Raw genomic sequence first — 25,201 nt, 5'->3', positions numbered from 1 at the left:
TTATTTTACCATTCCCATAGGGAATTTTCAAATTCAAGTAGTTTGTATTCAAATGCCAAGGCATCCATATAAGCTTGTAATTTTGGATCAGGATGATCGAAATCAACCATATCTGCTATTAGTGCTTCATCAGGATTGGTGAACCTTTGAACAACTGATCTAAACAATCTGGTTTCGAAAGCTTCATCATAAGTCAAACTTTTCGATAAGTTCTGGAAGTTAATCCATCTTGCCTCAGGATGATCTTTGAAGTAATTATAGAAATCTTTATACCGGATATATCCGATAGTTTTCTGACCAGCATTAGAATTGGTAGCTGATGGCATTACCAAATGAATGTATTTGATGTCAAAAACCATATCCGAATGGTGCTTATCAAACACAAAATCCTCTTTGAAATCTAGATAATATAATTGCTTCACGAATATGCTATCTCCCGTCGCATTCAACCAGAAGTTTTCTTGAAATTCAGCAATAGATAAAGGTTCTGTAAATTCTTCATCTCTGAAAACTTCAAGAGCATTTTCATCCACAACAGCTTCATAAATATGGCTTATGATTCCATTATCTTTAGCATCACCAGATCCATAAAGTGAAAGATTGTATTTCTCACGAAGATCAATTCTTCTCCAAACACCAATTTGGTACATTTTATCATCTTCTCTGATTCTTTTAGCAGAGTAAATGGTATCCATATCAAACTGTCTGTCTCCATAGCCAGATGGGTTGACGCTAGTCGGCACCTGAGCATAGCTTGTCATTGGAGCCAAGCTCGTAGCAACAAGTAGAGATAAGAATAATTTTTGAAGAATATTTTTCATAATCATATTTTCTGGATCCCTATCGAAGGATTATTTAACCCCGATACGAATGATTTGATTCAAGCTAGAAGGAATTTTATTTCCTCTAAAGTTGGTTCTGGTCACCTGATTTACTACCACTACAATGTCATCACCAGGTCTAGCACTTTCAAGTAATTGACGCATTGCCAAGCTGTTTCCATTTGAAATCTGTATGGTTTGTCTTGGCACATCATTTCTCAATAATCTAACCTCACCACCAGTTACCTCAAAGTTTGCATCCTTAGCCATTGTTCTTCCGAAAGTAGGCTCTGGAATAGCTTGAACTTTTAAACCAGTTAAAGAACCTATCGCTTGAGATTGGCTCAAATCAACAGCAGCACCATTGGACATTGCAGGAACAATAGAAGGAGCTGGAACTGGTTTAATATCGAACGCAACGTCATCAATTTTATTACCTCCAGAACTAACTCCAATAGTCACTTTACCAGAAGCACCAGGGATAATAGTTACCTGACCAGGCTTATTTCCTTTGATAGATTGACCATTGCTTACTGCAAATTCAGGAGCATAAGTATTACCCAATGCTGGAACTTCAATCAATAATTCGTTTGCACAATCTGCATATAACTGTTGAACAACCTCAGAAGAAACTTTCACAACAGGTTGAGCTACATAATACTCGTATTCCACAGGAAGAACTTGATCTTCGCCACCAATATTGGTTACTATTTCACCTTTCAGTACTCTTCTTGCCAACCCTTTATCATCATACTCAGATGCAGGGGTCGCAGTAAATTCAATTTGACCAAAGCCTTTTTCATCAACTGTAACAGATCTTCCATCCAAAGTCATGGTTGGCGCTGCAGAAGATGATGAGGATGCGATAAACATAGTACCCTCAAACTTAGTACCTGCAGCCACAATATTTGATACTGCTGAAATTTTAGCTTCAGTGATATCTGCCTTGAAATAGAAAGAACCAATTGTACTGGCTACAGCATTCAAAGCTTCACTTTCAATATTCAATACCTCATTCTGATATTGAGAAAACTGTGTCATTACAGCGCCTACAGGTGATTTTACAAAGTTCAAAGCGACGAAGCTTTTTCCTCTAACATCTCTGTCATTCGCAAAAATCTCAATCTCAGAAGCGTCAAGTGCTATAGGGGCAAATTTTCTGTCTGTAATCCCTACACTCGATAAAATCTCTTCAATTTTAGCAGGATAAGCATTTAAATTTTGCTTCAACTGCTCTCCCATTCCATTGTTTACGAACATATTACCAGCGACCTCAGTATTTTTCAATGCTGAATTGACAAAGTTACCTTCATCATTTTTAGCATTAGACTGAGTAATAAGCTGCTGCTTCATATCCTCTAGATATGCGAATATCTCCCTTGTAGCCTCTCTGATTTGCTCAGCTGCATCTACTTTAGGTACGTCTTTCTCATTATTTCCCTGTTGCTCTACGTTATATGCAATAGAACTAACAGTGGATTCGTTTTTCTGGATAAAATTCCGGGATGTCCTCTCCAATCCGTCATTAATCAGGACGAATTTTTGGAGGATCTGATTACTTACCTGCAATGCCAGCAATGCTGTCAATACAAGGTACATCATCCCGATCATCCGCTGCCTAGGTGTCTCTTTAGCTCCTGCCATTTGCTTTTATCTAATGGTTTTTGTGATTAGGAAAGAATTAACCTTTCATAGCGGATAGCATTCCACCATAGATTTTGTTCAACGAACTTACATTACTGTTCAATTTAGCAAGCTCATTTTTGAAAGCTTCAGTTTCCTTACCCGCTTCAGTAAGACCTTCCATAGCTGCTGTCATATTTGAATAGAATTTATTCAAAGTTTTGACATGGCTATTGGCATCCTGCAATTCCATTTCATATACTGCATTCAAAGCAGATAGATTTTTGGTTACAGTGACTACTTGTGTATGATATTCTTTAGCGTCTTGGGAAGCAGAAGACATTTCAGTCAAAGCTGCAGCAGTTTTGCCATAAGAAGCGTTCATATCTACCAAAGTTTTAGCGGCAGTTTTAACGTTCGTGGCATATTCATTAGTTGCTACAGCTGCGTCCGAAAGGTTGCCCATTTTTTCAGCAGAAGTCGCAAGGTTTTGCATACCTTTCCCTAAACTTTCAATCAACTCAGGACCAACCTTTGCATTGGCAAGCATTTCATCCAATTTTTGAGAAACTTGATCGCCACCAGCTACAGCAGCAACTCTCGCTTTCTTAGGAGCTGGAGCATCACCTGCAAGCTCAGGGTAAACTTTACTCCAATCTACCTCATCTGGACGTGGTTCAAATGCTGAAAGGAAGAAAATCAAGGCTTCAGTTGAAAGACCTATACCAATCATCCAGTTTGCACCTTGCCAATCGAGGATTTTAAACATCGCACCAAGGATAACGACAGCAGCGCCAATACCATAGATTTTAGGCATGATGCTGGAATAAAAGAAGTTGCTTTTGCTAGCCATCTGTAAATTTAGTATTAAGGTTTTTGGTTTTTAAAGTGTAGGTTTTTGTAATTATCTTCTTCGTCTCTTACTAGACTTCACGTCCATTGATCCTGATCTTCCAATGAAGGTCATAACCGTTCTAAATCCAATGTGAGCCTGAGCCACATCTTGATATTCATAAGTTCTTGTAGAAGTTTCTAAGTAGTGAGCTATATCTTTCCAGCTACCGCCTCTGATTACTTTTCTAGGTTCGGTTTCTACATCGTAAACTGGATTCAAATCCCAAGTAACAGTCCTTGAAGTTGCTTCATATGCATCCAAAACCCATTCGGCAACATTTCCAGACATATTGTGCAAACCGAAACCATTTGGAGCGAAAACATCAACTGGGGCCGTATATGCAAACCCATCATCAATGTAATTACCTCTTCCAGGTTTGAAGTTTGCCATGAGACAACCTCTTTTATTTTTCAAATATGGACCGCCCCAAGGGTATTTGGCAACATCTTTTCCTCCTTTAGCGGCATATTCCCATTCTGCCTCAGAAGGAAGACGGAAACTTGGCATATCAAAATCGTATTCATCATTAGCATTCATGTGGTAGGTTCTCCATTCACAATATTGCTTTGCTTGTTCCCATGTAATCCCAACTACTGGGTAATTATCAAATGCTGGATGATCAAAATAGAACTCCATCATTGGGTCTCCATAATGATAAGCAAAACTTGTAGACCATACAGTAGTATCAGGTCTCAGCTCATCATAATTAAATTGAGGTTCTTCTTTTAATGTGGTAGGAGTTCCAGTTGTAAGGGTACCTTCTTTAACAGCTACTAAAAATTGTCTGTATTTATTATTGGACACTTCGTATTTATCCATAAAAAACTCAGATATGGTAATCTGCTTGTTCATAGAAGACTGCGTAAACGCAATATCCTCATCTGATTGCCCCATCCAAAAAGTCCCGGCTTTGATCGGTACCATATCATAAGGAAGGTTTTGCTGCCATGCGGTTCTCTTAGGAACACCAGTAACTTCACCCCTACGATTTAGTTTTTCACTTGCCGATCCTTTCTTATTGAAAAGCCCGCAACCTGGGAGGATTGTCGCTATTGCCAACCCCAAAACTATGGGCGTCAAGCGAAGATTAAAATTCTTATACATAAATGACGTTTTTTATATCATCAAATGAATGTCCAAAATACAATACGGTCTGAATGCGAAATTTAGCTGAATTTTCAACATTTATGCAAATAACCTGCCAATTTTAAAATCAAATAAATGTTATGTTTTCTACTGGTTTACAGTAAAACACAACCTATTTATCCTTTAAAATCTAAACCTCGGTGTACGTTGAATTACCCGTTGGACCTCTTTACTAACATCTACTAATCTATATCTCAACATCAATTCATGGCTAGTTGGAGATTTTGCTTCCAGTCCACTTACCACCAAATCGAAAGAATATCCTAAAACTAATGAGTTATCTCTAAGAAGAGAATATCCTAAAATCAAAGAAACAGACTCATCTCCTCTAAACGCAATGCCTCCACTAATTTTATTCTGATGAGTAGCAATAACGCTGACATCGTAAGAAAAATTATTCAAAGACACTGATTTTAAAAGAAAACTTGGTTCAATCCTCAATTGACCTATCGGTCTAAATCTATAACCGAATAAGAGATAGGAGTGGTTTAAAAGAGGGTTAGCAATCCCTCCGTCTCCAAAATCAAACTCTGGTTCATTGATATGTCGAGAACTCAAACCTACGTAATAATCTCCTCGGTCCAAAAGAACTCCAGCCCCAAAATTCAAATTCATGGAACTTTCCTTCCCGGAACTGGGTAAATTTGGTTCAGGGTTTACCAAAACCAACTCACCATAATCAAGCGAACTAGAGAACATCCCTACATAACCACCAAAGCTTAAGGTAGTACGGTTTATTTTTTTATGATAGGCACCTTGTAGGTTTATTTCTAAGTTTCCAGTAGCACCAATTTGATCATTGACTACTGTTAGTCCGTACCCTATATTCTTATCATCCAAACTGCCCTGTGCAGTTATCAACTGAGTCACTGGGGCTCCTCCAGCTCCTGTTGAGGTAGAATAATTAGCCCATTGAGATCGATGCAATGCTGAGAATCTAAACCCACCTTCTTTGCCTGCAAATGCGGGATTGTAGTACATGCCATTGTACATGTACTGGGTAAATTGAGCATCTTGCTGAGCATAGCCGGAAGTAGCAACCATAAAAAAGCTTAATACTACCGCCAAGCTAAAAATGCACTTCCATTGACTACTCTGAATCATTTAGTATGTGGTTTTGTCAGAAGAAAAGACTATTGTAATGATTATAACTGAAAAACCACAGATTTTGATTCTAAGAATTACAAATTATTGGCCTTTTTGATGTAAAGCTCCAAAGCCCCGGTCATACTTGGAGCATTTGGTAAAGGAGCTTCAATGTCCAAAATCAAGCCTAATTCTCTTACTTCGTTGGCTGTGGTTGGTCCAAATGCAGCAATTCTTGTTGCCCCTTGTTCAAAATCAGGAAAGTTTACTTTCAGGGATTTTAATCCAGAAGGACTAAAGAAAGCCAAAATATCATACTTAACATCAGACAGATCTGACAGGTCATCCGCTACAGTATGGTAAATTATTGCTTCTGTAAAATCGATACCATTCTTCTCCATATAGTCAGGAATATCATTTTTTCTGATATCAGAGCATGGGAAAAGGTATTTCTCATTTTTATGTTTTTTGAAGTAATCAAATAAATCTTGAGCAGTCTTCTGACCTACAAATAATTTCCTTTTTCTGATTACTATGTATTTCTGAAGGTAATGCGCTGTTTGATCCGAAATACAAAAATATTTCATATCCGCCGGCATTTCTATTTTGAATTCCTTACAGATATTAAAGAAATGATCAATTGCATTTCTACTCGTAAAAATGACAGCAGTATGCTTTAGAATATCAATTTTCTGCTTCCTAAATTCCTTGGGTGGAACCGGCTCCACTTTGATAAATTGCCTAAAATCTACCTTAAGATTGTATTTCTCGGCTAGCTGGAAATATGGGGAATTTACGTTGTGAGGTTTAGGTTGGGAGACAAGAATACTTTTTACTGGCTTAAGCCGATCCTTGGTAGCTGCACTCATACTTGTATGTTCCTTTAAATTTTAAATACTATTGACCTAATACCATGACCCATTTAGCTAGGATCAGAAAAGGCACCAATTCTGCGATGCAAAGGTAAGTAAATAAATGATATTTCTTAAAGGACAACTTATTCATCATCATAATAAATAATACTCCAATACCTCCTAAATACATCCAGAAAAATCCGCGAAAAGTTAATTCAAGTACATTTTCGAGTTGGAAAAATGAATTCATCAAAAACATAAAGGCAATAGCTAAGAATAGCATGCTCCCCCAAATAATCAATCTCAATAAATAGAAAAAATGAGGGAATTCAACTTTGCCCAAATCAAACATATATGCAAAGGTCCGAATTGCCAAGAATTTAAATATAGTCAACACCAATAGCCCGAAAGACACTACTAACCAGACCATTAAAAGATACTTAAATCCTTCGGGAAACAACCTTAAAAATAAATCAGGGCGAAAGATGGCAAAGCCTAAAACCCCAACTAAGGCAGTCATTAAGTTTACAATAAATACAAATGAAAGTATGTCCAGTGAAAAAAACTTCTGTAGGCTTCCAATTTCTGAAAAATCATCATCACTCAACAAACCACTTGGCTTAGATAAGCCTCGAAATATATAAGGATAAGCCTGCTTATAAAGTGCAATTAGCACCAAGATAATTATTATAGAAACCACAAAAAAATCTCGGAAATCACCTCTCTTATCCTCCCTGATCTTAAAAGCCCCCGTAGTTTCTTGGCTATCAAAAGAGACTTTTTTTGGGTCCAAAACCTTTTTGAACTTCACATCTTGAGTACCAATCCCCTCTTTGTAAAGCGTCAGGTTGATCTCATTTGCCTTTAGCTCTTCTTTGATGCCAATCAGTTGTCGGGACCAAACTGTATCCTTTTCTGCATAAAACCACAATTTATCTCCCGCAAACACCACCGTTTCTTCAGGTATTTCCAAATAAAGATAAGAAAGTGGAAAGGCAGTCAAATCTACTTCCTGACTCACAAGGTCTGAGGTTCCAAACCAACTTTCCCTTTCTCCGACATCCCATTTTTGGCTATAATCCTCCAAAACTTGAGCGTTGAGCTTAGTCAAAGATTGAAAAAAGGATAAACATAAAATTGAGAGAAGGATCTTTTTGATCATTTCTTAGAACCGTGCTAAATATCCAAAATGGATGTTTGACTGAGAAAATGTAAGAGCTTGCTGGTTAGATTTCCCGACTGCATAAATAAATCTGAAAATTCCCGAACCAGTCTCAAAGTTCAAGCCAGCTCCCATTGAAAACGGCTTTTCCTTTGACATTGCAAAGTAAGGGTTTTCCAGAATGCCTCCATCCAAAAAAAGTAAGAGAAATGAGTTTTCTCCAAAAAATAATCGCTGTTCAAAATTCAAATATGCATAGGAACTGGCATAAAAGAAGTTCTCATTAAACCCTCGGATACTTTTCAACCCTCCGATTCTATAGAGGTCATTGAGTAATAAATTCTCATTTTGGACCAAACCTCCTGCACCTCCAAGGTACATTCCCCAATTTGGTTTAATAAACACATGTTTTTCCAAGTTTAACTGAAAAGAATATTGAGGGGTATTCATATCCAGACCCGTATAAACCTCCTCAGGCAAACCTGTATTCTCCAAAATCCTTTTGTTTCCGGCGGAAGTTTTAATCCTTACTTTAAATCCTCTCCTTGGCGCAATGATATCATCTAATAAATCCCATTCTGCAGCAACCCCATATTCACTCCAACGGTAATCCGCAATTTCGGGAAGCTCATCAACCTCCCTATATTCAAATGTTGCCAACAAATCACTCGCAACCCTATTTGCTAAAAAGTTAACATAGAAATTAGGCGAAACCCGATATCCAAATACAATCCCAAGATCTCTTTTCAAAAACGTGCTGTCCTGCTTGAGAAGAGAAAAAGCGCCTCCAACATCCAAAGGAGAATTAAAAATAAATGACTCCTTAGCATTGATGGCAAGGCTTTGGGTTAGCTCATTAAACCTTTGCCAACTTACAAGTACATCTCTGCCTTTTCCTCCCAAATGATACAGTTGCAGATCCAATTGCCCGGTAACGAGTAACTTGCCGGGTTCATTTTCATTGGGAAGAAAACCAATAATTCCATCAATCACATTGGCATTCCTTTCTATTAATTGAAAAGTTGGTTGTGCTTTTTGAAACTGAAAAGTCAAAGCTGGATATCCAGAAGATTTAAAATAAGGAGATCGGTCAATCACTTTTACCGCTTCGCTCAATTGCTTTTCAGAAAACGGAGATCCCGGGACAATTCCTAAAAGATTTTGAATATATTTCTCAGAAGTCTTGCTCTGATCGTTCACTTTTACACTATCCCAAGTGATCAAAGGGCCATAGTCATAGTTTAGTGAAGCCTCGATTCCACTTCCTGTTCTACTAATACTATCAAGTTTGACAGACGCAAATGGATACCCATCATTTTCTGAATCTTGGAGAATCTGATCAATCAAAAGACTAACCTCTACAAATGTTTTCTCCCCCCAATTGATATTTTTGACCAGATTAGTAGGTAAGTTTCCAGAGCTCAAATTCACTTTCTCAATCGCAGGTCCTAAATCAATAGAAATCCAAAGTGAATCGGAATTTCTTTTTTCTTCTCTTGAAAAAGCCGCCAGATAGCCCTCAATTTTATAATGATTGACTATTGAATCAAGTCCAATGACCCTTTTTTCATCACTTGAATAGTTTTTCCACAATCTACTTTCCTCTCCTACTCTCCATCCCAACCATTGCTCCTGAGCTAGCGATTTTAGGCTTAAAAAAGTGAATAGAAAAAGGAGGAAATAAAGTTGCCTCATGATGGAGGGGAATGGATTAATTATATTCGCAAAATAATAGAATTCATTTGGCTGGCATCTACGTACATATTCCATTTTGCAAGCAGGCTTGTCATTACTGCGATTTTCATTTCAGCACCAATACTTCACAATTGGAGAAGATGATCAAAATGATCGCCAAGGAAGCTGAAATCAGAAAAGAATACCTCGGTAAGGAAAAAATAAAAACAATCTATTTTGGAGGAGGCACACCCTCCCTACCCGATCCCAAATGGATTGATTTTTTATTGAATGAATTTTCCAAACTTTTCACCTTGGATCTCCAAGAAATAACTTTGGAAGCCAACCCAGATGATCTATCTATTGAAAAGCTTCGTGCTTGGAAAAAATTCGGAATCGACAGATTGAGTCTAGGAGTTCAAAGTTTTGAAGATCGAATTCTCCAGTTTTACAATCGGGCGCATAATTCTCACGAATCAATAGAAGCCATCGAAAAAGCAAGAGATGCAGGTTTTTACAAATTCAGCATGGACTTGATTTATGGCTTTCCTTGGAAGGATCATTCCTTGTGGAAAAAAGATCTGGAGCTGGTCTTTTCCCAAGATCCCGGACATATTTCTTGCTATGCATTGACTATTGAGCCCAAAACTGCCTTAGGAGTTTGGGAGCAAAAAGGAAAATTCTCTCCTGCTGACGAGGACTTTGTAGCCGAACAATTCGAAATTCTTCAAGAAGAAGCCCTGAAGCACGGATATGATCAATATGAAATCTCCAACTTTTCTACCCCAGGAAAAGAAGCTCTTCACAACACCAATTATTGGAAATCTGTACCTTACTTAGGTTTAGGGCCGGGGGCTCACTCTTTCGATGGAACCCAAAGAGGCTCCAATATCCGAAACAATTCAAAATTTATTCACTCATTAGAAAGTGGTCAAATCAGTTTTGAAAAAGAAGAAACAGAAGAATCAGATATTTTGAATGAATACATCCTTACCAGTCTGAGAACCAAATGGGGGATCGATCTGGAGTATTTGAAGGATCGTTTTCAAAAAGATCTGAAAATCGAAAAAATGAAACAGCTCGATCAATTCGGTCAGGCAGGATGGCTACTTTGGGGTGAGAATACCTTATCTTTGACAAAAAGCGGAAAACTTCTTGCCGACAGTATTGCCTCCGCTTTATTCTTTTGAAAAAAGTATGACTTATAATCCTAATAGCCGAAAAAAAGAAGCCGCTCCATTGGAAGATGCTTTCAAAGAACTATTGAAAGTTTATCGATTGGAGGGGAAGTTTCAGGAAAAAAGCCTGATTCATGATTGGGGAGAATTGGTCGGAAAAACCATTGCTTCCAGAACTGAATCTGTATTCATCAGGGACAAGAAGTTATTTGTGAAATTAAGCTCCGGCCCTATCAAAAGAGAAATTCAAATGAACAAAAATAAAATCTTGAGTTTGATTGAATCGAGATTTGGAGAAGGAATGATTGAAGACCTCATTTGTCTTTAAGTATTTAGTCGATAAGCTTTTATAATTTTTTAACATTCCATCAGTTAGCTATTCTATGGAGTGATTACTTTTTCGGATCCCTTTAACTAATATTGGGAAGTCATTCATGATCAAACTACCAACCATACATATCGGAAAGCTCAGCTTTTTGCTCGCCATTTTGGTATGGTTAGCCCTGTTGTTTGTAGACATGGTTCGCCTTTTTGGTGTCATCAACGATCTCAATTCAGGAATAATCCCCGAATTCACCTGGATTTTGGAAATTCTATTCTTCCTGACTGTATACGGTTTTTATAACTATAACATCAACAAAAGCACGAAAAATGACTTTATCAATGTCATTTGGAGAGCCGCTTCCACTGGGCTGGCAGCCTCGGTTGTAGTTATGCTTTTTCAGCTTTTCTATCGGCTGATGGGAGATTCAAAATTGGGTCAAGATCCATTTTTGATGAACTTCTTCTATCATGTTTATTTCGCAATGGCCACGATATTCTTGGTCTCTGGGGCTATACTTTGGAAGAATCTCATTTTGTATCAGAAAACCAAGCGAGTAGTCAAGCAATGGCAAACCTTCGAATTTGCATTGCTATTGGCCATGTTCTTTATTTTCTTCAATAAAAACACCCTTGACTACAGCTTCATCTTTGGTTTGGTTATACTGACGGGGTTGGGAATCCTTTTATCAGCTAATTTGAAGTGGATACCCTACTTGACTTTCAAAGAAAAGTGGAAATCACTTTTATTCCTTTTTATCATCATTCTCAGTACCACTTTCCTCTTTTTACAAAGCAATGGATTCAGCAATTCACAGCAGAGCTACCCAATTAATCTGCTGGACAACCTGTTTCTTATTTCTCTGTTCATATTCATATTTATTTATGCACTTTTTAGCTTCTTAGTCACGCTGTTCAATTTGCCTACTTCTTCGGTATTTGAACAAAAGTTGACAGAAGCAATCAATTTTCAAAGACTAAGTCAATCCATCCAACCGGAGGAAAATGAAGAGCAGGTTCTCGACATATTGATGGATTCTTGCATGAGTGCAGCATATGCTGATGCTGCTTGGCTAGAAATGAGCAAAAATGATAGTGGTGAGGAAGTCATCCAAGAGAGATGGATTGACTCGGAAAACCGACACGAGGTATCTAACCTGATCGAAAAAACAAAATCCGCAGTAGAATGGGCTACTGATACCAAGCCTGATAATTTGGCTCCTTTACCTCTGAGAGTAGATCATTCCAAATTTGAGTCAATTTTACTCATTCCACTCATTGTAAATAAGGCAGTAATTGGCCGATTAGTACTTTGCAAAGAAGTGAGAGATGGTTTCAACAAAGAAATGGTCAATATCATCAGCACATTTGCTAGACAGGCAAGTATTGCTGTAGAAAACCACCGCCTTCTGAATCAAGCTATCCAAAACGAACGATACCTTGAAGAGTTAAAAATTGCTCAACGGGTACAAAAAGCCCTCCTTCCTGTCAAATTGGATCACAATGACTCTTTTGAAATCTGTGCCTATTCCAATGCAGCAGATGAAGTTGGAGGGGATTACTATGACACATTCCAACTGGATGAGCATAGAATTGTATTGATTATCGGTGATGTTTCAGGTAAAGGAACTTCTGCGGCATTTCATATGTCTCAGATGAAAGGAATTTTCCAAAGTTTGATCCAGCTCAATTTGGGTGCCTCTGAATTTATGATTCGGGCTAATGCCGCATTGAGTCGTTGCCTGGAACGAAATCACTTCATTACAGCTTCAATATTCATATTAGATACGGCAAACCATAGCTTTTTGCATTCAAGAGCGGGACATGTCCCTACGCTTTTACTTCATAAAACAACTGGTAAAGCTGAGTATTTAGAGGTAGATGGCCTTGGTTTGGGAATTCTAAGAAACCAGCAATATGAAAAACACGTTGAAGAAAAGGTCTTTAGCTACCAAAGTGGAGATGTCTTAGTCATGTTCACTGACGGAATCGTGGAAGCCAAGAATCACAAATCACAACAATTCGGTTTTGAACGAATCCGATCTTTAGTCGAAATTCATCAGGAACTAACACCAAAAGAAATTCAGATAAAAATCATCGATTCTGTTCATGACTTCGTAGGTGGGGATGGATTGATCGATGATGACTATTCACTAGTGGTAGTAAAATTCAATAACTAATTATGCTCTCAATATCAATACTAGAAGAAAGCCCACATCATATTCTCAAAGTAAAAGGAGAAATAGATGCTAGTAATTCAGTACAACTGGACGAATCTATCCGAGATCTTGAAGAAAAAGGAGCCAAATCTATTTTAGTGGATGGTTCTGAATTGGAATATATTTCCTCTGCTGGTTTGGGGGTATTTATGTCCTATTTGGAGGAATTTCAGGATAAAGGAATTCATTTGAAAATTTTCTCCCTTTCCCCTAAGGTATTTGAAGTCTTCCGAATCCTCGGATTAGATCAATTGATCAGCATAGTTTCAACAAAAGAAGAAGCATTACAGGAGAGCTAAAAATGGAACACAAAATCCAGATAGCTTGCCGGACTACGGCACTTTCCGAATTGAGGAATTTTCTCAATCAAACACTCTTGCCTTCTAAGCTGGATGAAAACGAGCTAAATCAAGTCACCTTAGCAGTAGAGGAAGTGTGCGCCAACCTGATTATCCATTCACATCAATGCAATGAAAAGGATCAAATTCTTCTTGCTGTGCGGCAGGAAAGTGATCGCTTGACATTTGAAATTACAGATAAAGGAAAAGCCTTCAACCTCCTAGATTATGAAGTTCCAGATTTGAAAAAAGTCATTTCTGAAAAAAGAAAAGGAGGTCTAGGCATCATTTTGGTAAAGAAAATTATGGATGAAATCGAATTTGAAAGTCATCGGGGGATGAATACCTGCCGGTTGATCAAGTTATTTCGATCCTAATTCTTGTTAAAACCTTTATCAAACAGGCATTTCCCTTGAAATCCTGATAATTTTGTAACATTGCATCTTGAAATTTCAGCCTTCTGATTCATGACACTACGAATGGTTTCGGCCTTCCTTATTTTATTTACAATCATTTGCCCCCAGACCTTGGATGCCAATGCGCAATCTCTAGATGCAACACTTATGACTGTGGGCGGCAAAGATGTATCCAGTGATGAGTTTATTTACCTTCTTGGAAAAGGAAACTCCACAGGAAATCCTCCATCTGGAGTAAGCAGAGAAGAATTCAACGAAAACCTTGACCTTTTTATCAACTATAAATTGAAAGTGAGGGAAGCCGAGGCCTTGGGATTGGATGATTCCGAAGAGTTCAAATTGGAGTTCGAATCCTTCAAAGAAAATTTGAAAGCACCATTTCTAATCAAAAACTCAATTGAAGAGGGGGAACTAAGAAAGGCTTATTCTCGAATGCAAGAGGTCATAAGAGCAAGTCATATTTTATTTCAGTTCCCACCAAATGCCAGCGCAGATGATAGTTTGATCGTTTTGAAAATGGCTCTTAAGGTGAAGCAGGAAATCCAAAACGGTGGAGACATCAACGCTTTGGCACTGGAATATTCTGAAGATCCTTCAGCTAAAGTCAACAAAGGCGATTTAGGGTACTTTACAACCCTTCAAATGGTTCAGCCTTTCGAAGATGCCGCTTACAATCTTCAACCAGGCCAAGTTTCAGATCCTGTTTTGACCAGCTTTGGCTACCATATTATTAGGGTTCAAGATAGACAGCCTAATCCGGGACAGGTTCAGGTATCCCATATTTTGGTACGCGTTGATGAAAACAACCCCAATTCGGAAGACCAAGCCAGAAGAAAAATTTCTGACATCTATACTGAAATCCAAAAACCAACTACCATTTGGGAGGATATCGTCAAAAACTATTCAGAGGACCCGGCCACAAGTCAAAAAGGTGGATTACTTCCATGGTTTAGCGTAGGAAACATGATTCCAGAATTTGAAATGGCCGCATTTTCCTTATCAGAAATTGGAGAAGTATCTCCTCCTGTGAAAACGAGATATGGCTATCATATTTTAAGATTGGAGGAAAAGAAACCGATTGATTCTTTTGAAGAAATGGAGGATATGATCAGGTCTAGAATTTTGAAGGACTCCAGGTCTTCCATGATCCAATCCCAAGTATTAGCTATTCAGAAAGCTAGGTATGGTTTCGAAGAAAAAGATGCCTTAGTAGATCAACTTCGGTCAAACCTTAACAATAAACCAAAAAGCAGTTTCTTAGGTGAAATAGATCGATTGGGTTTAAAGGACGAAATTTTATTCACTTTACAGGGAAAATCTCGTACTGCAGGTGATCTTTTGGCATACATTGCCGAGGAAGAAGTCATCCCAAGAACGAAAGGGGGTACTTTCGATATTTGGTATGACCGCTATAGTGGATCTCTACTCGCAGAAGCTGAGGAGAAGGATTTGGAAGCGAATAATAAAGAGTATAAAATGCTATTGAAAGAATATCATGATGGTATACTCCTTTTCACTCTGATGAATGAAGAAGTTTGGCAAAAAGGACTTCTGGACTCATTGGGTCAGAAAAGCTTTTATGAGCAAAATATCGATAAATACCAATGGAAAGATCGAGTTAATTCATTGGTAGTACAAGTTTTGGATCAATCTAAAAAAGACCAAGCCGTAACTTTCCTAAAGGATAAGTCATATTCTCCAGCCATTGTAGATGAATTTGAGGCTACTTTTCAAATTCCTAACCCATTGGCATATAAATTCAACGCAGGCTTGATTGAAATCTCCGGAAACCCAGCATTGGCTCAAGCTGATTTGTCACAAAAATTTCAGGAAGTCAATGTGGATGGACAAATCTATCTAATTGTTCTAGGTGACAAAGTTCCTGCAGGACCAAAAGATTTCGATGAAACTAGAGGCCCTATAATCAGAGACTATCAAGAGTATCTTGATCAACAACTGATCGCAACACTCAAGCAAAAATATCCAGTCAAAGTCAACAATAGCGCCAAGGAAGAAGCTTTTGTTGCTATAAATCAATGAAATTAATTACCGGATCATTCCGGATTTACACCCAATGAATAAACTAAACCTACTAGTAGCCGCATTTCTAAGCCTTTTGGTCTTCCACCAGAGCATTGCTCAAGAAAACCCTGTATCTGGTCAAGTGTTGGATAAAATAGTCGCAAAAGTTGACAACAATATTTTACTAGAATCAGACGTACAGCAGACTTTCTTGGAGGCCATTGCTCAAACTCAGCAAGGAATGACTCCGCCTACTCGCTGTGAAATTTTTGAAACGCTTATCATTAACAAACTGATGGTAGCAAAAGCAGAGATTGACTCAGTGACCGTAACCGATCCGGAAGTTATGTTGGAAACTGAAAACAGATTCAACATGGTTTTGCAGCAGTTTGGCGGTAATGAAGACATGATTCTTCAGATGTATGGAAAAACTGCCGATCAGTTGAAAGCAGAAATGGAAGAAATGATCAGAGAACAAATGGTCGTTACAAGGATGAGAGGTAAAATCACTGAAGGACTTGCGGTTTCTCCTGCTGAGGTGAAAAATTTTTATGAAAGTATCCCTACTGATTCCTTACCATTCTTTTCAGCAGAAGTTACAGTAGGTCAGATTGTAAGGAAACCTGAAGTAAATGCCCAGACTAAGGAGAACATCTACAATCAATTGAAGCAATTTAAGGCGGACATCGAAGCAGGTAAAGCTGATTTTGCTGAATTGGCGAGACAATACTCTGAGGACCCTGGTTCTGCCGCGAATGGAGGCGATTTGGGTTTCTCAGCTAGAGGACAAATGGTACCAGAATACGAAGGAGCTGCACTAGGCCTGAGACAAGGAGAAATTTCTGATCCAGTAGAATCGCAGTTTGGTTTTCACATGATTCAACTTCTGGAAATTAAAAATAACACCTACAATACACGTCACATTTTGATTATTCCAAAGGCTAATGAAGATGACATCCTGAAAACTGAGCGCTATTTGGATAGTTTGAAAAATGAAATTCAAGCTGGTACCATTGAATTTGCAAAAGCGGCTAAGGAGTATTCTGACGATAGAAATACTTCTGATAACGGTGGCTTCTTCACTGACCCAGGCACTAGCTCCAATAGATTGACGCTTAGAACACTAGAAGATCCAGTTTTGTATTTCACATTGGACAGTATGGAAGTCGGATCGATTTCAAAACCAATGAGATTTGAAGACCCAAGAGAAGGCACAAAGGTCAGAATACTTTTCTATCAAGCTAAATATCCAGCTCATCGTGCTAATTTGAATGATGATTATGAAAAAATGAAAGCAGCGACCCTTCGACGAAAAGAAGATGAAATCTTGAGCACTTGGTTTGTGACAGCGAAGGAAGACGTTTTTATCGACATTGATCCATCCTATGATAGGTGTAATGCTCTTCAAGAAAAATAAACGAAAAATGCCCTGAATTATCAGGGCTTTTTTTGATCAATTTATTTCAACCCTTTACGAGTTTAAAACTCTTGGAGATTTTTTCTGTCTTACTATGACTGATTGGAATTTGAGGTAGAGGAATGTTCATGAAGATCCAAACAAGGGTTCTTCTTTTTTCCAGCAAACTCAACATCCTATAACTATTTGGGTTATACCTCTGAATACTGATACTGCCAACTGATCACTGATTACGATAGCTTTTTCAAATGATCAATAGAATCTTTCAATCATTATTTTTTTCTTCTGTATGCAACGGATTGCGGGTGATTTAAAAAAACGGGAATTATAAAATATTAATATTTTATTTCGTTTTTTTTTATTTTATATGAGTTTATATTCTGTATATAGCCTTTTTGAAAGTAGAATTCGGAAGCTTCTACTTTTTTAAAATACTATTTCCTGAGCTAGCTTTGTTCTATCAAATTTTAATAAAAACAACGAAACATGGCATTAGTCGGAAAAAAAGCTCCAGCATTTTCTGTAGGAGCAGTAATCAATGGAGAAGAAATCGTAGAAAACTTCAACTTGGAGCAATTCCTAGGTAAGAAGAACGTCATCCTTTTCTTCTATCCAAAGGATTTTACTTTTGTTTGCCCAACTGAGCTTCACGCTTTCCAAGCTAAATTGGCTGAGTTCGAAAAGAGAGACACTGTGGTATTGGGTTGCTCTACTGACACTGAAGAGACTCACCTTGCTTGGTTGATGACTCCAAAAAATGAAGGCGGTATCGAAGGTGTGACTTACACTATCTTGGCAGATGCTGCTAAAACTATCTCTTTGAACTATGGCGTTTTGGCTGGGGAATATTCTTTCGATGCTGAAACTCGTCTTTGGTCTTTCTCTGGTGCTCCTATCGCATTCAGAGGTACTTTCTTGATCGACAAAGAAGGAATCGTACGTCATGAGTCTATCAACGATCTTCCATTGGGAAGAAATATCGATGAATATTTGAGAATTCTAGATGCACAACTTCACGTTGAGAAGTTTGGCGAAGTATGTCCTGCTAACTGGGAGGAAGGAAAAGAAGCCATGCAAGCTACCAACGAAGGTGTTGCTAACTACCTATCCAATAATTAATTAGAAAATGATTGAACTAACTGAAGATACTCTACAGGAGCTAGTGGATTCTAATGATCAAGTGATCGTTCAATTCTCTGCTGGCTGGTGTGGCAATTGCCGCATCATGAAGCCAAAGTTTAGAAGACTGGCTGGTGAAAACGCAGACAAAGTATTTGTCATCGTGGACGCTGAAAAATTCCCTCAGTCTAGAAAATTGGCTCAGGTAAATAACTTGCCAACTTTCGCTTCTTTCAAAGGAGGACAGTTGGTCAACCAAATTCAAACGAACAAAGAGGACCAATTAAAAGCTTTGATTAATGAAGTTGCCAGTAATTAAAACCATCCAAAGAAACTGTACTCCTGAGCAGATCGAGACCGCATTGGAGGTATTGGAAAATATCTCTGAAGCTCCATCTTTGAAGGAACCGGAAATCGATGTGATTGGAGAGCTAATCTCCAACCTATGTGGTGCTTTGGAGGTTCATGAATTAGTAGCTGGAGGCATGTCTGAAAAAGACGCCGGAAATACCTTTATGAAAAAAGTATTGGGCTCTATCGATAGATAAATAGATAATACAATTTGGGTCTAATGTTAATTGAGAAAAGGAACTCCAATCGGGGTTCCTTTTTTGTTTTCTTTCAATTAGTGTAGATGATTTCAGATATAATGACGTTTTACTTTTTAAAAATTTTTTTAGCTAAACTCAAAATTACCAACACAACAAATCCTATAACCAACCCAAAAATGAACTCTTGGATAAAGGAGGGGATGGATTCAGGTAGAATGTGATGAAAGAAATCAATTTTGTGGGCAAAAATACCTCCTGATACCAAAAAGAGGGCGATTGTTCCAATAAACCCCAAAGCTTTGATTACCAAAGGTAGTGCATTCACCAGCATGCGACCTACTTTATCCGAGAAGCTATCTGTTTCCTCATTCAAATCAATGAGTTTGTATCCAAATTCATCCATCCTGACGATTAGTGCTACGATTCCATAAACACCAACAGTTGCCAAGAGAGCTATAATAGTTACAACCACAATTTGTGTGGTGATTGGGGAGCCTTCGACTGTTCCCAAAGCTATAATGATAATTTCAACAGAAAGGATAAAGTCGGTTACAATGGCTGATTTTACTTTTACTTTTTCCCTTTTGAGTATCTCGTCCTTACTCAATTTTTCATCTAAATCCACCTTATTTTCATGATGATGAGGGACAAAATATTCATAAACTTTCTCAGCCCCTTCGTAGGCAAGGTAAAGCCCTCCAAAGATCAAGATGATAGTGACAGCAATGGGTACGAATGCACTGAGCAGGAATGCAACAGGAAGGATTATTATCTTGTTGAGGAGGGAGCCTTTGGTAATTGCCCATAAAACGGGAAGTTCTCTGTCTGAAACAAAACCTGATGCTTTTTCTGCATTTACTGCCAAATCATCTCCTAAGATTCCTGCAGTTTTTTTTGCTGCTACTTTACTCATTACTGAGACATCATCCATCAAAGTGGCGATATCATCCAACAGTGCAAATATTCCTGATGCCATTTCTAAAAGTCAAATATTAAATCTTTGGGAAGATACAATGAAATCATCTTTGGGCAATTAATAATTGGATTAACTGCCATGAAGGATAGCAAAATTTGAGTGGCTTTATAAACCTCCACTAGTTCAAATCATTATCGTAAAAGTTGGTAGAAAGAACCGGCCTGGGTTTGAAAATTAAAAATTTCAGGCCTGGATCCGGTGTTTGCTACTATCAAATTTCCTTTTGAGTCCTGAATCTTCATGCCATTTGGCAAAAGAAAACTGCATGATTTGCCCAAGTTTGAGGTGATTTTTCCAGATGAAACTTTTCCATTTTCCCAAGAAAAATCAACTACAAAACCTCCCCTGGCGTGCATCCCTTTCATGCTTCCAGATTGCCAATCTGAATCTTCAGGCAGAGCCGGCAAAAGCCGAATGGTTTCTTCCTTGCCATGACTTTGGAATAACATTTCTATGATTCCGACCGTTCCGCCAAAGTTACCATCAATCTGAAAAGGTGGGTGTGCACAGAATAGGTTGCTATAAGTTCCTCCTTTGTGCATGACTATTTTTTCACCATCATCACCGACTGGTTCCAAAAGCTTTTTGAGGAGAATCAAGGCGTGATTTCCATCTCCCAATCTAGCCCAAAAGTTTATCTTCCAAGCTCGACTCCAGCCTGTTCCATCATCACCTCTTATTGCAAGTGTTTTTTTGACTGCCTCTGCTAATTCAGGAGTGTTCCAAGGGGTGATTTCATCATAGGGGTGTAATCCGTATAGATGAGAAACATGGCGGTGCTGAGGTTCTGCATCTTCCCAATCTTCTAGCCATTCATTCAAATCCCCCTTTGCACCGATGGTATTTGGAGCCAAATTCGCCCGCTTTTCCTCCAGATTATTGACCAGATCCTGATCAACTTGAAGTATTTTTGCAGCCTGAATGGTATTGCCAAAAAGCTCTCGGGCAATCTGCATATCGATTGTTGGGCCCATGGTGGTAAATCCTCTGAAGCCATTGGGCATCAAATAAGAATTTTCCGGTGAATTCGATGGAGCAGTTACATAATATCCATTTTTCGGTTCTCTGATCAAGACAGCAGCGAGGAATTCGGATGCTCCTTTTAATACCGGGTAGTACTCTTGAAGAAAAACAGTATCGCCAGTATATCTGAAATGCTCCCAAATATGCTCCGTCATCCAGGCACCTCCAGTCATCGTTGAGCCCCAACTGGCCCCTTCACCAGGAGAAGTGTAAAGCCAGGGATTTGATATCACATGGGCAACCCAGCCCGGTGCATTGTAATAGGCTTTGGCAGTTTTGGCTCCATTTTCCATCAGATTATAGGTAAAGCGATGAAGTGGCTCTGCCAAATCACCATAGCCCATCGGCTCGGCCAACCAATAATTCATTTGAACATTGATATCAATATGATAGTCTCCGTTCCAGGGGGTCTGATATTCCTGAGCCCAAATTCCCTGCAGGTTGGAGGGGAGCTCTCCCGGTTGTGAGGACGAAATCAAAAGGTATTTCCCGAAATTGTAATACAAAACCGGTAATTGGGCATCTTTACCTCCTTGGGAATAGCGAAGGAGCCTTTCAGGAGTGCTCAAATTTTCTACTTCTGAATTTTGTGTTCCCATCTTTAGAGAGTTTCTCTGATACCAAGCTTGATAAGACTTCAGGTGTCTTTCTTTCGCTCCATCTTTCTGAAAAGAACCGATACGGGATTTGACCAATTGAAGTGGATCTCCCGCTCTTGAGTTGGGATCCTGAAGATTGTAATCTGTCGCAGCTGTTATAATCAGGTAAGTTTCATTGGCATTTGAAACCGTCAGCTGATTTTCGTTTTGGGAAATCTTTCCATTAGGTGCGATGACTTGGACAATACTGGCGAACTTCATTCCCGGAAGGTCTTTGTTTGGCAATTGCCCAACCATCAGAAGCTGATCTTTTCCTTCAATCTTGACCGTTGCATTTTCCTTTCGGGAGAGCCTCACTGAAAAGTTTAATCCGTTGGGTTGATTTGATTGGTACCTAATGACTATTACCTGATCAGGAATGCTGGAATAGAATTCTTGGGAAATTTGATTTCCGCCCCTCGTCCAACTAACTGATGCAATGGCCTCTTCAAGATTAAGGGTTCTTGAATAATTGTTGACTTCAGAAAGAGTGTCTTTCCAAGTGATCCATAAATCACCCAAAGTTTGATAGGCTCCATAGTGTTCATTTGCGCCAGTCCCATAGCCTGACCCAACACCTTTGCTTACAAAATTGGCTTGAAGTAGATCTTGAGCCTCTTTATTTTTTCCTTCGAGAAGTAGGTTTTGGATTTGCTCCAAATATTGATTTGCATCCTCCCTGTCAGCATCTTGCATTCCTCCAGACCATAGGGATTTTTCATTCAAGACCAACCTATCCCGATTGGTACTTCCAAAAATCATAGCCCCTAACCTCCCATTTCCAATTGGAAGTGATTCTGTAAAGTTTTTGGCTGGGTTTTTAAAATAAAGTGTTTGATCTTGCGATTGTGCAAATGTGCAAAGAACAGGTAAGAAGGAAAGGCCAAAAATAAAAAGCCTCTTTAAAAGCATGTTCATAGGGGGCAATGTTAATTGAACCCCTAAGATATAAAGCATAATTAGACAATATGACCTAGGTCGAAATTGCTTTCAACAATTTTCAGGTAGTCAACTGTTGGTGAATGGACAACACTTGAGGGATCAACATTTTGGTGTCCGTATTTTTGATAACGTAATCAGCTTTTTCATTTTTCTCTTCATCAGGCATTTGCTGGTCAATAATCTGATTAATTTGATCCAAAGATCGATGAGGGTCTCGCATCAATACCCGGGAAATCCGAATTTTGAGAGGGGAACTGACATTGATGACTGCATCCAATTTTTTTTCACCACCGGTTTCAAAAATCAGAGCCGCCTCTTTGAGTACATAAGGTCCTTTCTGCTCATATACCCAATTTTCAAAGTCTTTTCCAACTGCCGGATGTACAAGGCTATTGATTTGCTTTACTTTTTCGGGATCAGAAAATACGGTGGAAGCGAGATAACTTCGATTTAAGGAGCCTTCAGAATCATAACTTTCAGGTCCAAATGCCTCCTTTATTTTGGATTTCAATTTCTCGTCAAAGCTCATGAGCCATTTGGCTCTGTCATCTGCGTAATAGACTGGTATGTGGAGGATTTCAAAAATTTTGGCAACTGTAGATTTTCCTGATCCAATGCCACCGGTCAATCCCACCAATTTTGGATTACTCATATTTGAGGTTTAAAAGAGAGGGCTCAATACGAACCTGATCAAGGTATTCCGGAAGTGGTTTGATTTGGACTGAAATGGTTGAATCTTGTTTGTTTCTTTTGGAGTAATCCAATACTGCTTCAAATTCAATTTCTTTCAATTCATCTGTTCGTCTTTCATCTACCAAATAATACATCATGATGGTAGGGTTTTCGATTTCCAGACTCACATTTTTAGGGAAGTTTTCTTTCCTGACTCTCAGTCTTTTATTCCCCTCAAAAAATCCAACTACGTCCAGGGTGACTACGATAGTGCTCTCTTTAATTGAGATAAGGTCTTCATATTCTTTCGGGACTTCCAAGTTAACTTCCTTGCTCAAGTCCTGCTCGATCCTACTTTCATTTAATTTCACGGGATATTTACCCTCTAAAACTTCAAGAAGAGAGGTAGGGCCTGTGACGGTGATTTGGCTAGGATCAAAGGTTGGTTTTTCCAACATTCGGTAATTTTTGCCCAGTGTATAGCTCATTGAGTCCAAAACTGGAGTAAGTCGAATGGTCTGGATTTTATCAATTTCAAAATCCAGAGAATCCTGAACCATGGAGACTAGCTGAGTAGGAGAAAGGAATTCAGAAAGCCCTCTTTTTAGATCTGCTGTCAGCATATACGACTGTGAAGAAGGGTTTTCCAATTCTATGGTATATGGGGTGTTGTTGATATTGAAATATTTCCTCAAAAGATCCCAACCATTTCCAGAGATTTCTATTTCAACGGTTTTGGGAAGGTCTTTCACTGCCATGAAGTTTTCCTGATTGTATTCGAACTCTACCGGAAAATCGACAATAGTAGTATAATCGTCCTTATTTAGGGCGTTTAAAATCCAAAAAGTGGTAGCCGCTGCTACACAGAGGACTACCACTTTTAGATTAGAGAGTTTTTTTGGAGAAATCCCCGTCGGGGACTTTTTAGTTTCCGGCAAAATTCAATCTTATTTGGTTGGTTTTTTGGAGAAATCCAGAGAGATGGCTGATTTTTCAACTTTTACCTTGAGGCCTCTGTCCAATTCTAGGAAAACAGCGTCTCCTTCTACAGAGCTAACTTTTCCATGGATTCCGCCGATGGTAACGACATCGTCTCCTTTTTTGATTTCCTCAATAAATTTCTTTGTTTCCTTTTGTTTTTTCTGCTGTGGACGGATCATAAAGAAATACATGATCAATATGATGGATCCGAAGAGAAATACCTGGCCCATAATGCCTGCACCGCCAGCCGAAGCTTGCGCCAAAATTACTGCTGTCATTGATTATCTTTTTACTGGACCAACTGGATTTGCAGCACCACCAACTTTAGGTGTTACAGTACCGCGCATTCTCAATCGAGTTACAGTAGGGTTTGTGTTAGCCTGAATTGTTACTGTTGGTGCTTGAGCACCAGATTTTGCAGTAGAGTTGAATACTACTTTTACAAAACCTTCTTCCCCTGGATTGATAGGAGTCTTGGTCCAGTCAGGACTAGTACATCCACAAGAAGCAGTGATGTTTGAAATCACCAATGGAGCTTCGCCATTATTGGTAAAGTTGAAGACATGTTCTACTACCTGTCCTTCATTGATTGTTCCGAATTCATATTCCATTTCTGAAAATCCAAATGCTCCCAATGTGCTAGGATCAGCTGCTGCAGTACTTTGGGCATTTACTGGAGTGATGGAAGAACCTTTTGACTCTAGTTGAGCGATTTTATCCTCTAGAGCTTGGATTTTGGCATCCTGATCTGTTTTTTGGCTACAGGCAGATCCCAATCCGATCATTAGGGTCAATGCAGCTACACTTAATAGTCTCGCCTTCATATCAATTGTCTTTGTTTATTTGGTCGATTAGTTTGTTTACATCATTCAGCAGGTTTTCTGCTTTGTTTTTAGCTTCGCTAATGACACGCTTGCCTTCAGTTTTAGCTTCATTTAGGTGTAATTCTTTTCCTTCGACTAATTCCTCGATTAGATCTTCCAATTCCTTTTTGTACTTGGAAAGTCTATAAGAAAGTCTGTCTCGGGTATTTGAACCGCTATCTGGTGCGAAAAGTACACCCATTGCTGCGCCTACACCAGCGCCAATAACAAATGCAAGGAGTGAATTACTGTTTTTGCTCATAG

General features: G+C 38.7%; 25 protein-coding genes. 10 read left to right on the top strand and 15 right to left on the bottom strand.

The features are described 5' to 3' along the window. Positions 1-5: 5 nt before the first annotated feature. From porN to O0V13_RS13900, 8 genes are all read right to left on the bottom strand, one after another. Positions 6-821 (bottom strand): gliding motility protein GldN, encoded by an 816-nt coding sequence (porN, locus tag O0V13_RS13935; RefSeq protein ID WP_442780928.1) that lies wholly within the window; start codon positions 819-821, stop codon positions 6-8. A gap of 30 nt (positions 822-851) precedes the next feature. Further along, positions 852-2,465 (bottom strand): type IX secretion system motor protein PorM/GldM, encoded by a 1,614-nt coding sequence (gene porM, locus O0V13_RS13930; protein ID WP_268035576.1) that lies wholly within the window; start codon positions 2,463-2,465, stop codon positions 852-854. Between the two features lie 37 nt (positions 2,466-2,502). Next, on the bottom strand, positions 2,503-3,297 hold the full coding sequence (porL, locus tag O0V13_RS13925) for a type IX secretion system motor protein PorL/GldL (protein WP_268035575.1): 795 nt from the start codon (positions 3,295-3,297) through the stop codon (positions 2,503-2,505). 51 nt (positions 3,298-3,348) lie between these two features. Then, positions 3,349-4,443 carry a type IX secretion system lipoprotein PorK/GldK gene (porK, locus tag O0V13_RS13920; protein WP_268035574.1) on the bottom strand — a complete coding sequence of 365 codons (1,095 nt, stop codon included), beginning with the start codon at positions 4,441-4,443 and terminating at the stop codon, positions 3,349-3,351. 165 nt (positions 4,444-4,608) lie between these two features. Further along, positions 4,609-5,589 carry a PorP/SprF family type IX secretion system membrane protein gene (locus tag O0V13_RS13915; RefSeq protein ID WP_268035573.1) on the bottom strand — a complete coding sequence of 327 codons (981 nt, stop codon included), beginning with the start codon at positions 5,587-5,589 and terminating at the stop codon, positions 4,609-4,611. Between the two features lie 77 nt (positions 5,590-5,666). Continuing rightward, on the bottom strand, positions 5,667-6,440 hold the full coding sequence (locus O0V13_RS13910) for a uroporphyrinogen-III synthase (RefSeq protein WP_268035572.1): 774 nt from the start codon (positions 6,438-6,440) through the stop codon (positions 5,667-5,669). A gap of 28 nt (positions 6,441-6,468) precedes the next feature. After that, entirely contained in the window at positions 6,469-7,536 is a 1,068-nt protein-coding gene (locus tag O0V13_RS13905) for a DUF4271 domain-containing protein (RefSeq protein ID WP_268035571.1), read from the bottom strand. Between the two features lie 54 nt (positions 7,537-7,590). After that, complete coding sequence (locus tag O0V13_RS13900) at positions 7,591-9,282, bottom strand: BamA/TamA family outer membrane protein (RefSeq protein ID WP_268035570.1); 1,692 nt, start codon at positions 9,280-9,282, stop codon at positions 7,591-7,593. A gap of 47 nt (positions 9,283-9,329) precedes the next feature. Between O0V13_RS13900 and hemW the strand changes: the two genes are divergently transcribed. From hemW to O0V13_RS13850, 10 genes are all read left to right on the top strand, one after another. Further along, entirely contained in the window at positions 9,330-10,451 is a 1,122-nt protein-coding gene (gene hemW / locus O0V13_RS13895) for a radical SAM family heme chaperone HemW (protein ID WP_268035569.1), read from the top strand. Between the two features lie 7 nt (positions 10,452-10,458). Then, entirely contained in the window at positions 10,459-10,767 is a 309-nt protein-coding gene (locus O0V13_RS13890; RefSeq protein WP_268035568.1) for a DUF721 domain-containing protein, read from the top strand. 106 nt (positions 10,768-10,873) lie between these two features. Next, positions 10,874-12,940 carry a SpoIIE family protein phosphatase gene (locus tag O0V13_RS13885; protein ID WP_268035567.1) on the top strand — a complete coding sequence of 689 codons (2,067 nt, stop codon included), beginning with the start codon at positions 10,874-10,876 and terminating at the stop codon, positions 12,938-12,940. A gap of 2 nt (positions 12,941-12,942) precedes the next feature. After that, the gene (locus O0V13_RS13880; protein WP_268035566.1) at positions 12,943-13,278 is read left to right on the top strand and encodes an STAS domain-containing protein; all 336 of its coding nucleotides are present in this window, start codon (positions 12,943-12,945) and stop codon (positions 13,276-13,278) included. Positions 13,279-13,280: 2 nt separating this feature from the next. Beyond that, positions 13,281-13,694 carry an ATP-binding protein gene (locus O0V13_RS13875; protein WP_268035565.1) on the top strand — a complete coding sequence of 138 codons (414 nt, stop codon included), beginning with the start codon at positions 13,281-13,283 and terminating at the stop codon, positions 13,692-13,694. A 90-nt stretch (positions 13,695-13,784) separates the two neighbouring features. Continuing rightward, on the top strand, positions 13,785-15,773 hold the full coding sequence (locus tag O0V13_RS13870) for a peptidylprolyl isomerase (RefSeq protein ID WP_268035564.1): 1,989 nt from the start codon (positions 13,785-13,787) through the stop codon (positions 15,771-15,773). A 34-nt stretch (positions 15,774-15,807) separates the two neighbouring features. Beyond that, positions 15,808-17,172, top strand: a complete 1,365-nt coding sequence (locus O0V13_RS13865) for a peptidylprolyl isomerase (protein WP_268035563.1) — start codon at positions 15,808-15,810, stop codon at positions 17,170-17,172. Positions 17,173-17,658: 486 nt separating this feature from the next. Next, on the top strand, positions 17,659-18,291 hold the full coding sequence (locus tag O0V13_RS13860; RefSeq protein ID WP_268035562.1) for a peroxiredoxin: 633 nt from the start codon (positions 17,659-17,661) through the stop codon (positions 18,289-18,291). A gap of 7 nt (positions 18,292-18,298) precedes the next feature. Further along, positions 18,299-18,610 carry a thioredoxin family protein gene (locus O0V13_RS13855; protein ID WP_073572525.1) on the top strand — a complete coding sequence of 104 codons (312 nt, stop codon included), beginning with the start codon at positions 18,299-18,301 and terminating at the stop codon, positions 18,608-18,610. Further along, entirely contained in the window at positions 18,591-18,839 is a 249-nt protein-coding gene (locus O0V13_RS13850; protein ID WP_268035560.1) for a DUF6952 family protein, read from the top strand. Before O0V13_RS13855 ends, O0V13_RS13850 begins: the two co-directional genes overlap by 20 nt. A gap of 109 nt (positions 18,840-18,948) precedes the next feature. On the opposite strand, the gene O0V13_RS13845 is transcribed toward O0V13_RS13850, so the two are convergent. The 7 genes from O0V13_RS13845 to O0V13_RS13815 form a co-directional block, all read right to left on the bottom strand. Then, complete coding sequence (locus tag O0V13_RS13845; RefSeq protein ID WP_268035559.1) at positions 18,949-19,818, bottom strand: DUF808 domain-containing protein; 870 nt, start codon at positions 19,816-19,818, stop codon at positions 18,949-18,951. A 131-nt stretch (positions 19,819-19,949) separates the two neighbouring features. Further along, complete coding sequence (locus O0V13_RS13840; protein WP_268035558.1) at positions 19,950-22,397, bottom strand: glycosyl hydrolase family 95 catalytic domain-containing protein; 2,448 nt, start codon at positions 22,395-22,397, stop codon at positions 19,950-19,952. Positions 22,398-22,479: 82 nt separating this feature from the next. Further along, a complete protein-coding gene (gene coaE / locus O0V13_RS13835; protein WP_268035557.1) occupies positions 22,480-23,073 on the bottom strand; it encodes a dephospho-CoA kinase in 594 nt (197 codons plus the stop codon). Then, positions 23,066-24,031 carry a YbbR-like domain-containing protein gene (locus O0V13_RS13830; protein ID WP_268035556.1) on the bottom strand — a complete coding sequence of 322 codons (966 nt, stop codon included), beginning with the start codon at positions 24,029-24,031 and terminating at the stop codon, positions 23,066-23,068. The genes coaE and O0V13_RS13830 overlap by 8 nt, the downstream gene beginning before the upstream one ends. A 9-nt stretch (positions 24,032-24,040) precedes the next feature. Continuing rightward, a complete protein-coding gene (gene yajC, locus O0V13_RS13825; RefSeq protein ID WP_268035555.1) occupies positions 24,041-24,352 on the bottom strand; it encodes a preprotein translocase subunit YajC in 312 nt (103 codons plus the stop codon). Between the two features lie 3 nt (positions 24,353-24,355). Further along, entirely contained in the window at positions 24,356-24,898 is a 543-nt protein-coding gene (locus O0V13_RS13820) for a DUF1573 domain-containing protein (RefSeq protein ID WP_268035554.1), read from the bottom strand. Position 24,899: 1 nt separating this feature from the next. Continuing rightward, a complete protein-coding gene (locus O0V13_RS13815; protein ID WP_073572534.1) occupies positions 24,900-25,199 on the bottom strand; it encodes a YtxH domain-containing protein in 300 nt (99 codons plus the stop codon). Positions 25,200-25,201: the final 2 nt, after the last annotated feature.

Origin of the sequence: Algoriphagus sp. PAP.12 (assembly GCF_026652115.1) — a bacterium.
GTDB lineage: Bacteria > Bacteroidota > Bacteroidia > Cytophagales > Cyclobacteriaceae > Algoriphagus.
The sequence above is the reverse complement of the archived record's forward strand: the minus strand, read 5'-3'. Positions and strand labels throughout refer to the sequence as shown.

Coding starts and splice junctions, on each gene's coding strand:
- porN (WP_442780928.1), bottom strand. CDS start 821: ATGAAAAATATTCTTCAAAAATTATTCTTATCTCTACTTGTTGCTACG.
- porM (WP_268035576.1), bottom strand. CDS start 2,465: ATGGCAGGAGCTAAAGAGACACCTAGGCAGCGGATGATCGGGATGATG.
- porL (WP_268035575.1), bottom strand. CDS start 3,297: ATGGCTAGCAAAAGCAACTTCTTTTATTCCAGCATCATGCCTAAAATC.
- porK (WP_268035574.1), bottom strand. CDS start 4,443: ATGTATAAGAATTTTAATCTTCGCTTGACGCCCATAGTTTTGGGGTTG.
- O0V13_RS13915 (WP_268035573.1), bottom strand. CDS start 5,589: ATGATTCAGAGTAGTCAATGGAAGTGCATTTTTAGCTTGGCGGTAGTA.
- O0V13_RS13910 (WP_268035572.1), bottom strand. CDS start 6,440: ATGAGTGCAGCTACCAAGGATCGGCTTAAGCCAGTAAAAAGTATTCTT.
- O0V13_RS13900 (WP_268035570.1), bottom strand. CDS start 9,282: ATGAGGCAACTTTATTTCCTCCTTTTTCTATTCACTTTTTTAAGCCTA.
- O0V13_RS13890 (WP_268035568.1), top strand. CDS start 10,459: ATGACTTATAATCCTAATAGCCGAAAAAAAGAAGCCGCTCCATTGGAA.
- O0V13_RS13885 (WP_268035567.1), top strand. CDS start 10,874: ATGATCAAACTACCAACCATACATATCGGAAAGCTCAGCTTTTTGCTC.
- O0V13_RS13880 (WP_268035566.1), top strand. CDS start 12,943: ATGCTCTCAATATCAATACTAGAAGAAAGCCCACATCATATTCTCAAA.
- O0V13_RS13875 (WP_268035565.1), top strand. CDS start 13,281: ATGGAACACAAAATCCAGATAGCTTGCCGGACTACGGCACTTTCCGAA.
- O0V13_RS13870 (WP_268035564.1), top strand. CDS start 13,785: ATGACACTACGAATGGTTTCGGCCTTCCTTATTTTATTTACAATCATT.
- O0V13_RS13865 (WP_268035563.1), top strand. CDS start 15,808: ATGAATAAACTAAACCTACTAGTAGCCGCATTTCTAAGCCTTTTGGTC.
- O0V13_RS13860 (WP_268035562.1), top strand. CDS start 17,659: ATGGCATTAGTCGGAAAAAAAGCTCCAGCATTTTCTGTAGGAGCAGTA.
- O0V13_RS13855 (WP_073572525.1), top strand. CDS start 18,299: ATGATTGAACTAACTGAAGATACTCTACAGGAGCTAGTGGATTCTAAT.
- O0V13_RS13850 (WP_268035560.1), top strand. CDS start 18,591: ATGAAGTTGCCAGTAATTAAAACCATCCAAAGAAACTGTACTCCTGAG.
- O0V13_RS13845 (WP_268035559.1), bottom strand. CDS start 19,818: ATGGCATCAGGAATATTTGCACTGTTGGATGATATCGCCACTTTGATG.
- O0V13_RS13840 (WP_268035558.1), bottom strand. CDS start 22,397: ATGAACATGCTTTTAAAGAGGCTTTTTATTTTTGGCCTTTCCTTCTTA.
- coaE (WP_268035557.1), bottom strand. CDS start 23,073: ATGAGTAATCCAAAATTGGTGGGATTGACCGGTGGCATTGGATCAGGA.
- yajC (WP_268035555.1), bottom strand. CDS start 24,352: ATGACAGCAGTAATTTTGGCGCAAGCTTCGGCTGGCGGTGCAGGCATT.
- O0V13_RS13820 (WP_268035554.1), bottom strand. CDS start 24,898: ATGAAGGCGAGACTATTAAGTGTAGCTGCATTGACCCTAATGATCGGA.
- O0V13_RS13815 (WP_073572534.1), bottom strand. CDS start 25,199: ATGAGCAAAAACAGTAATTCACTCCTTGCATTTGTTATTGGCGCTGGT.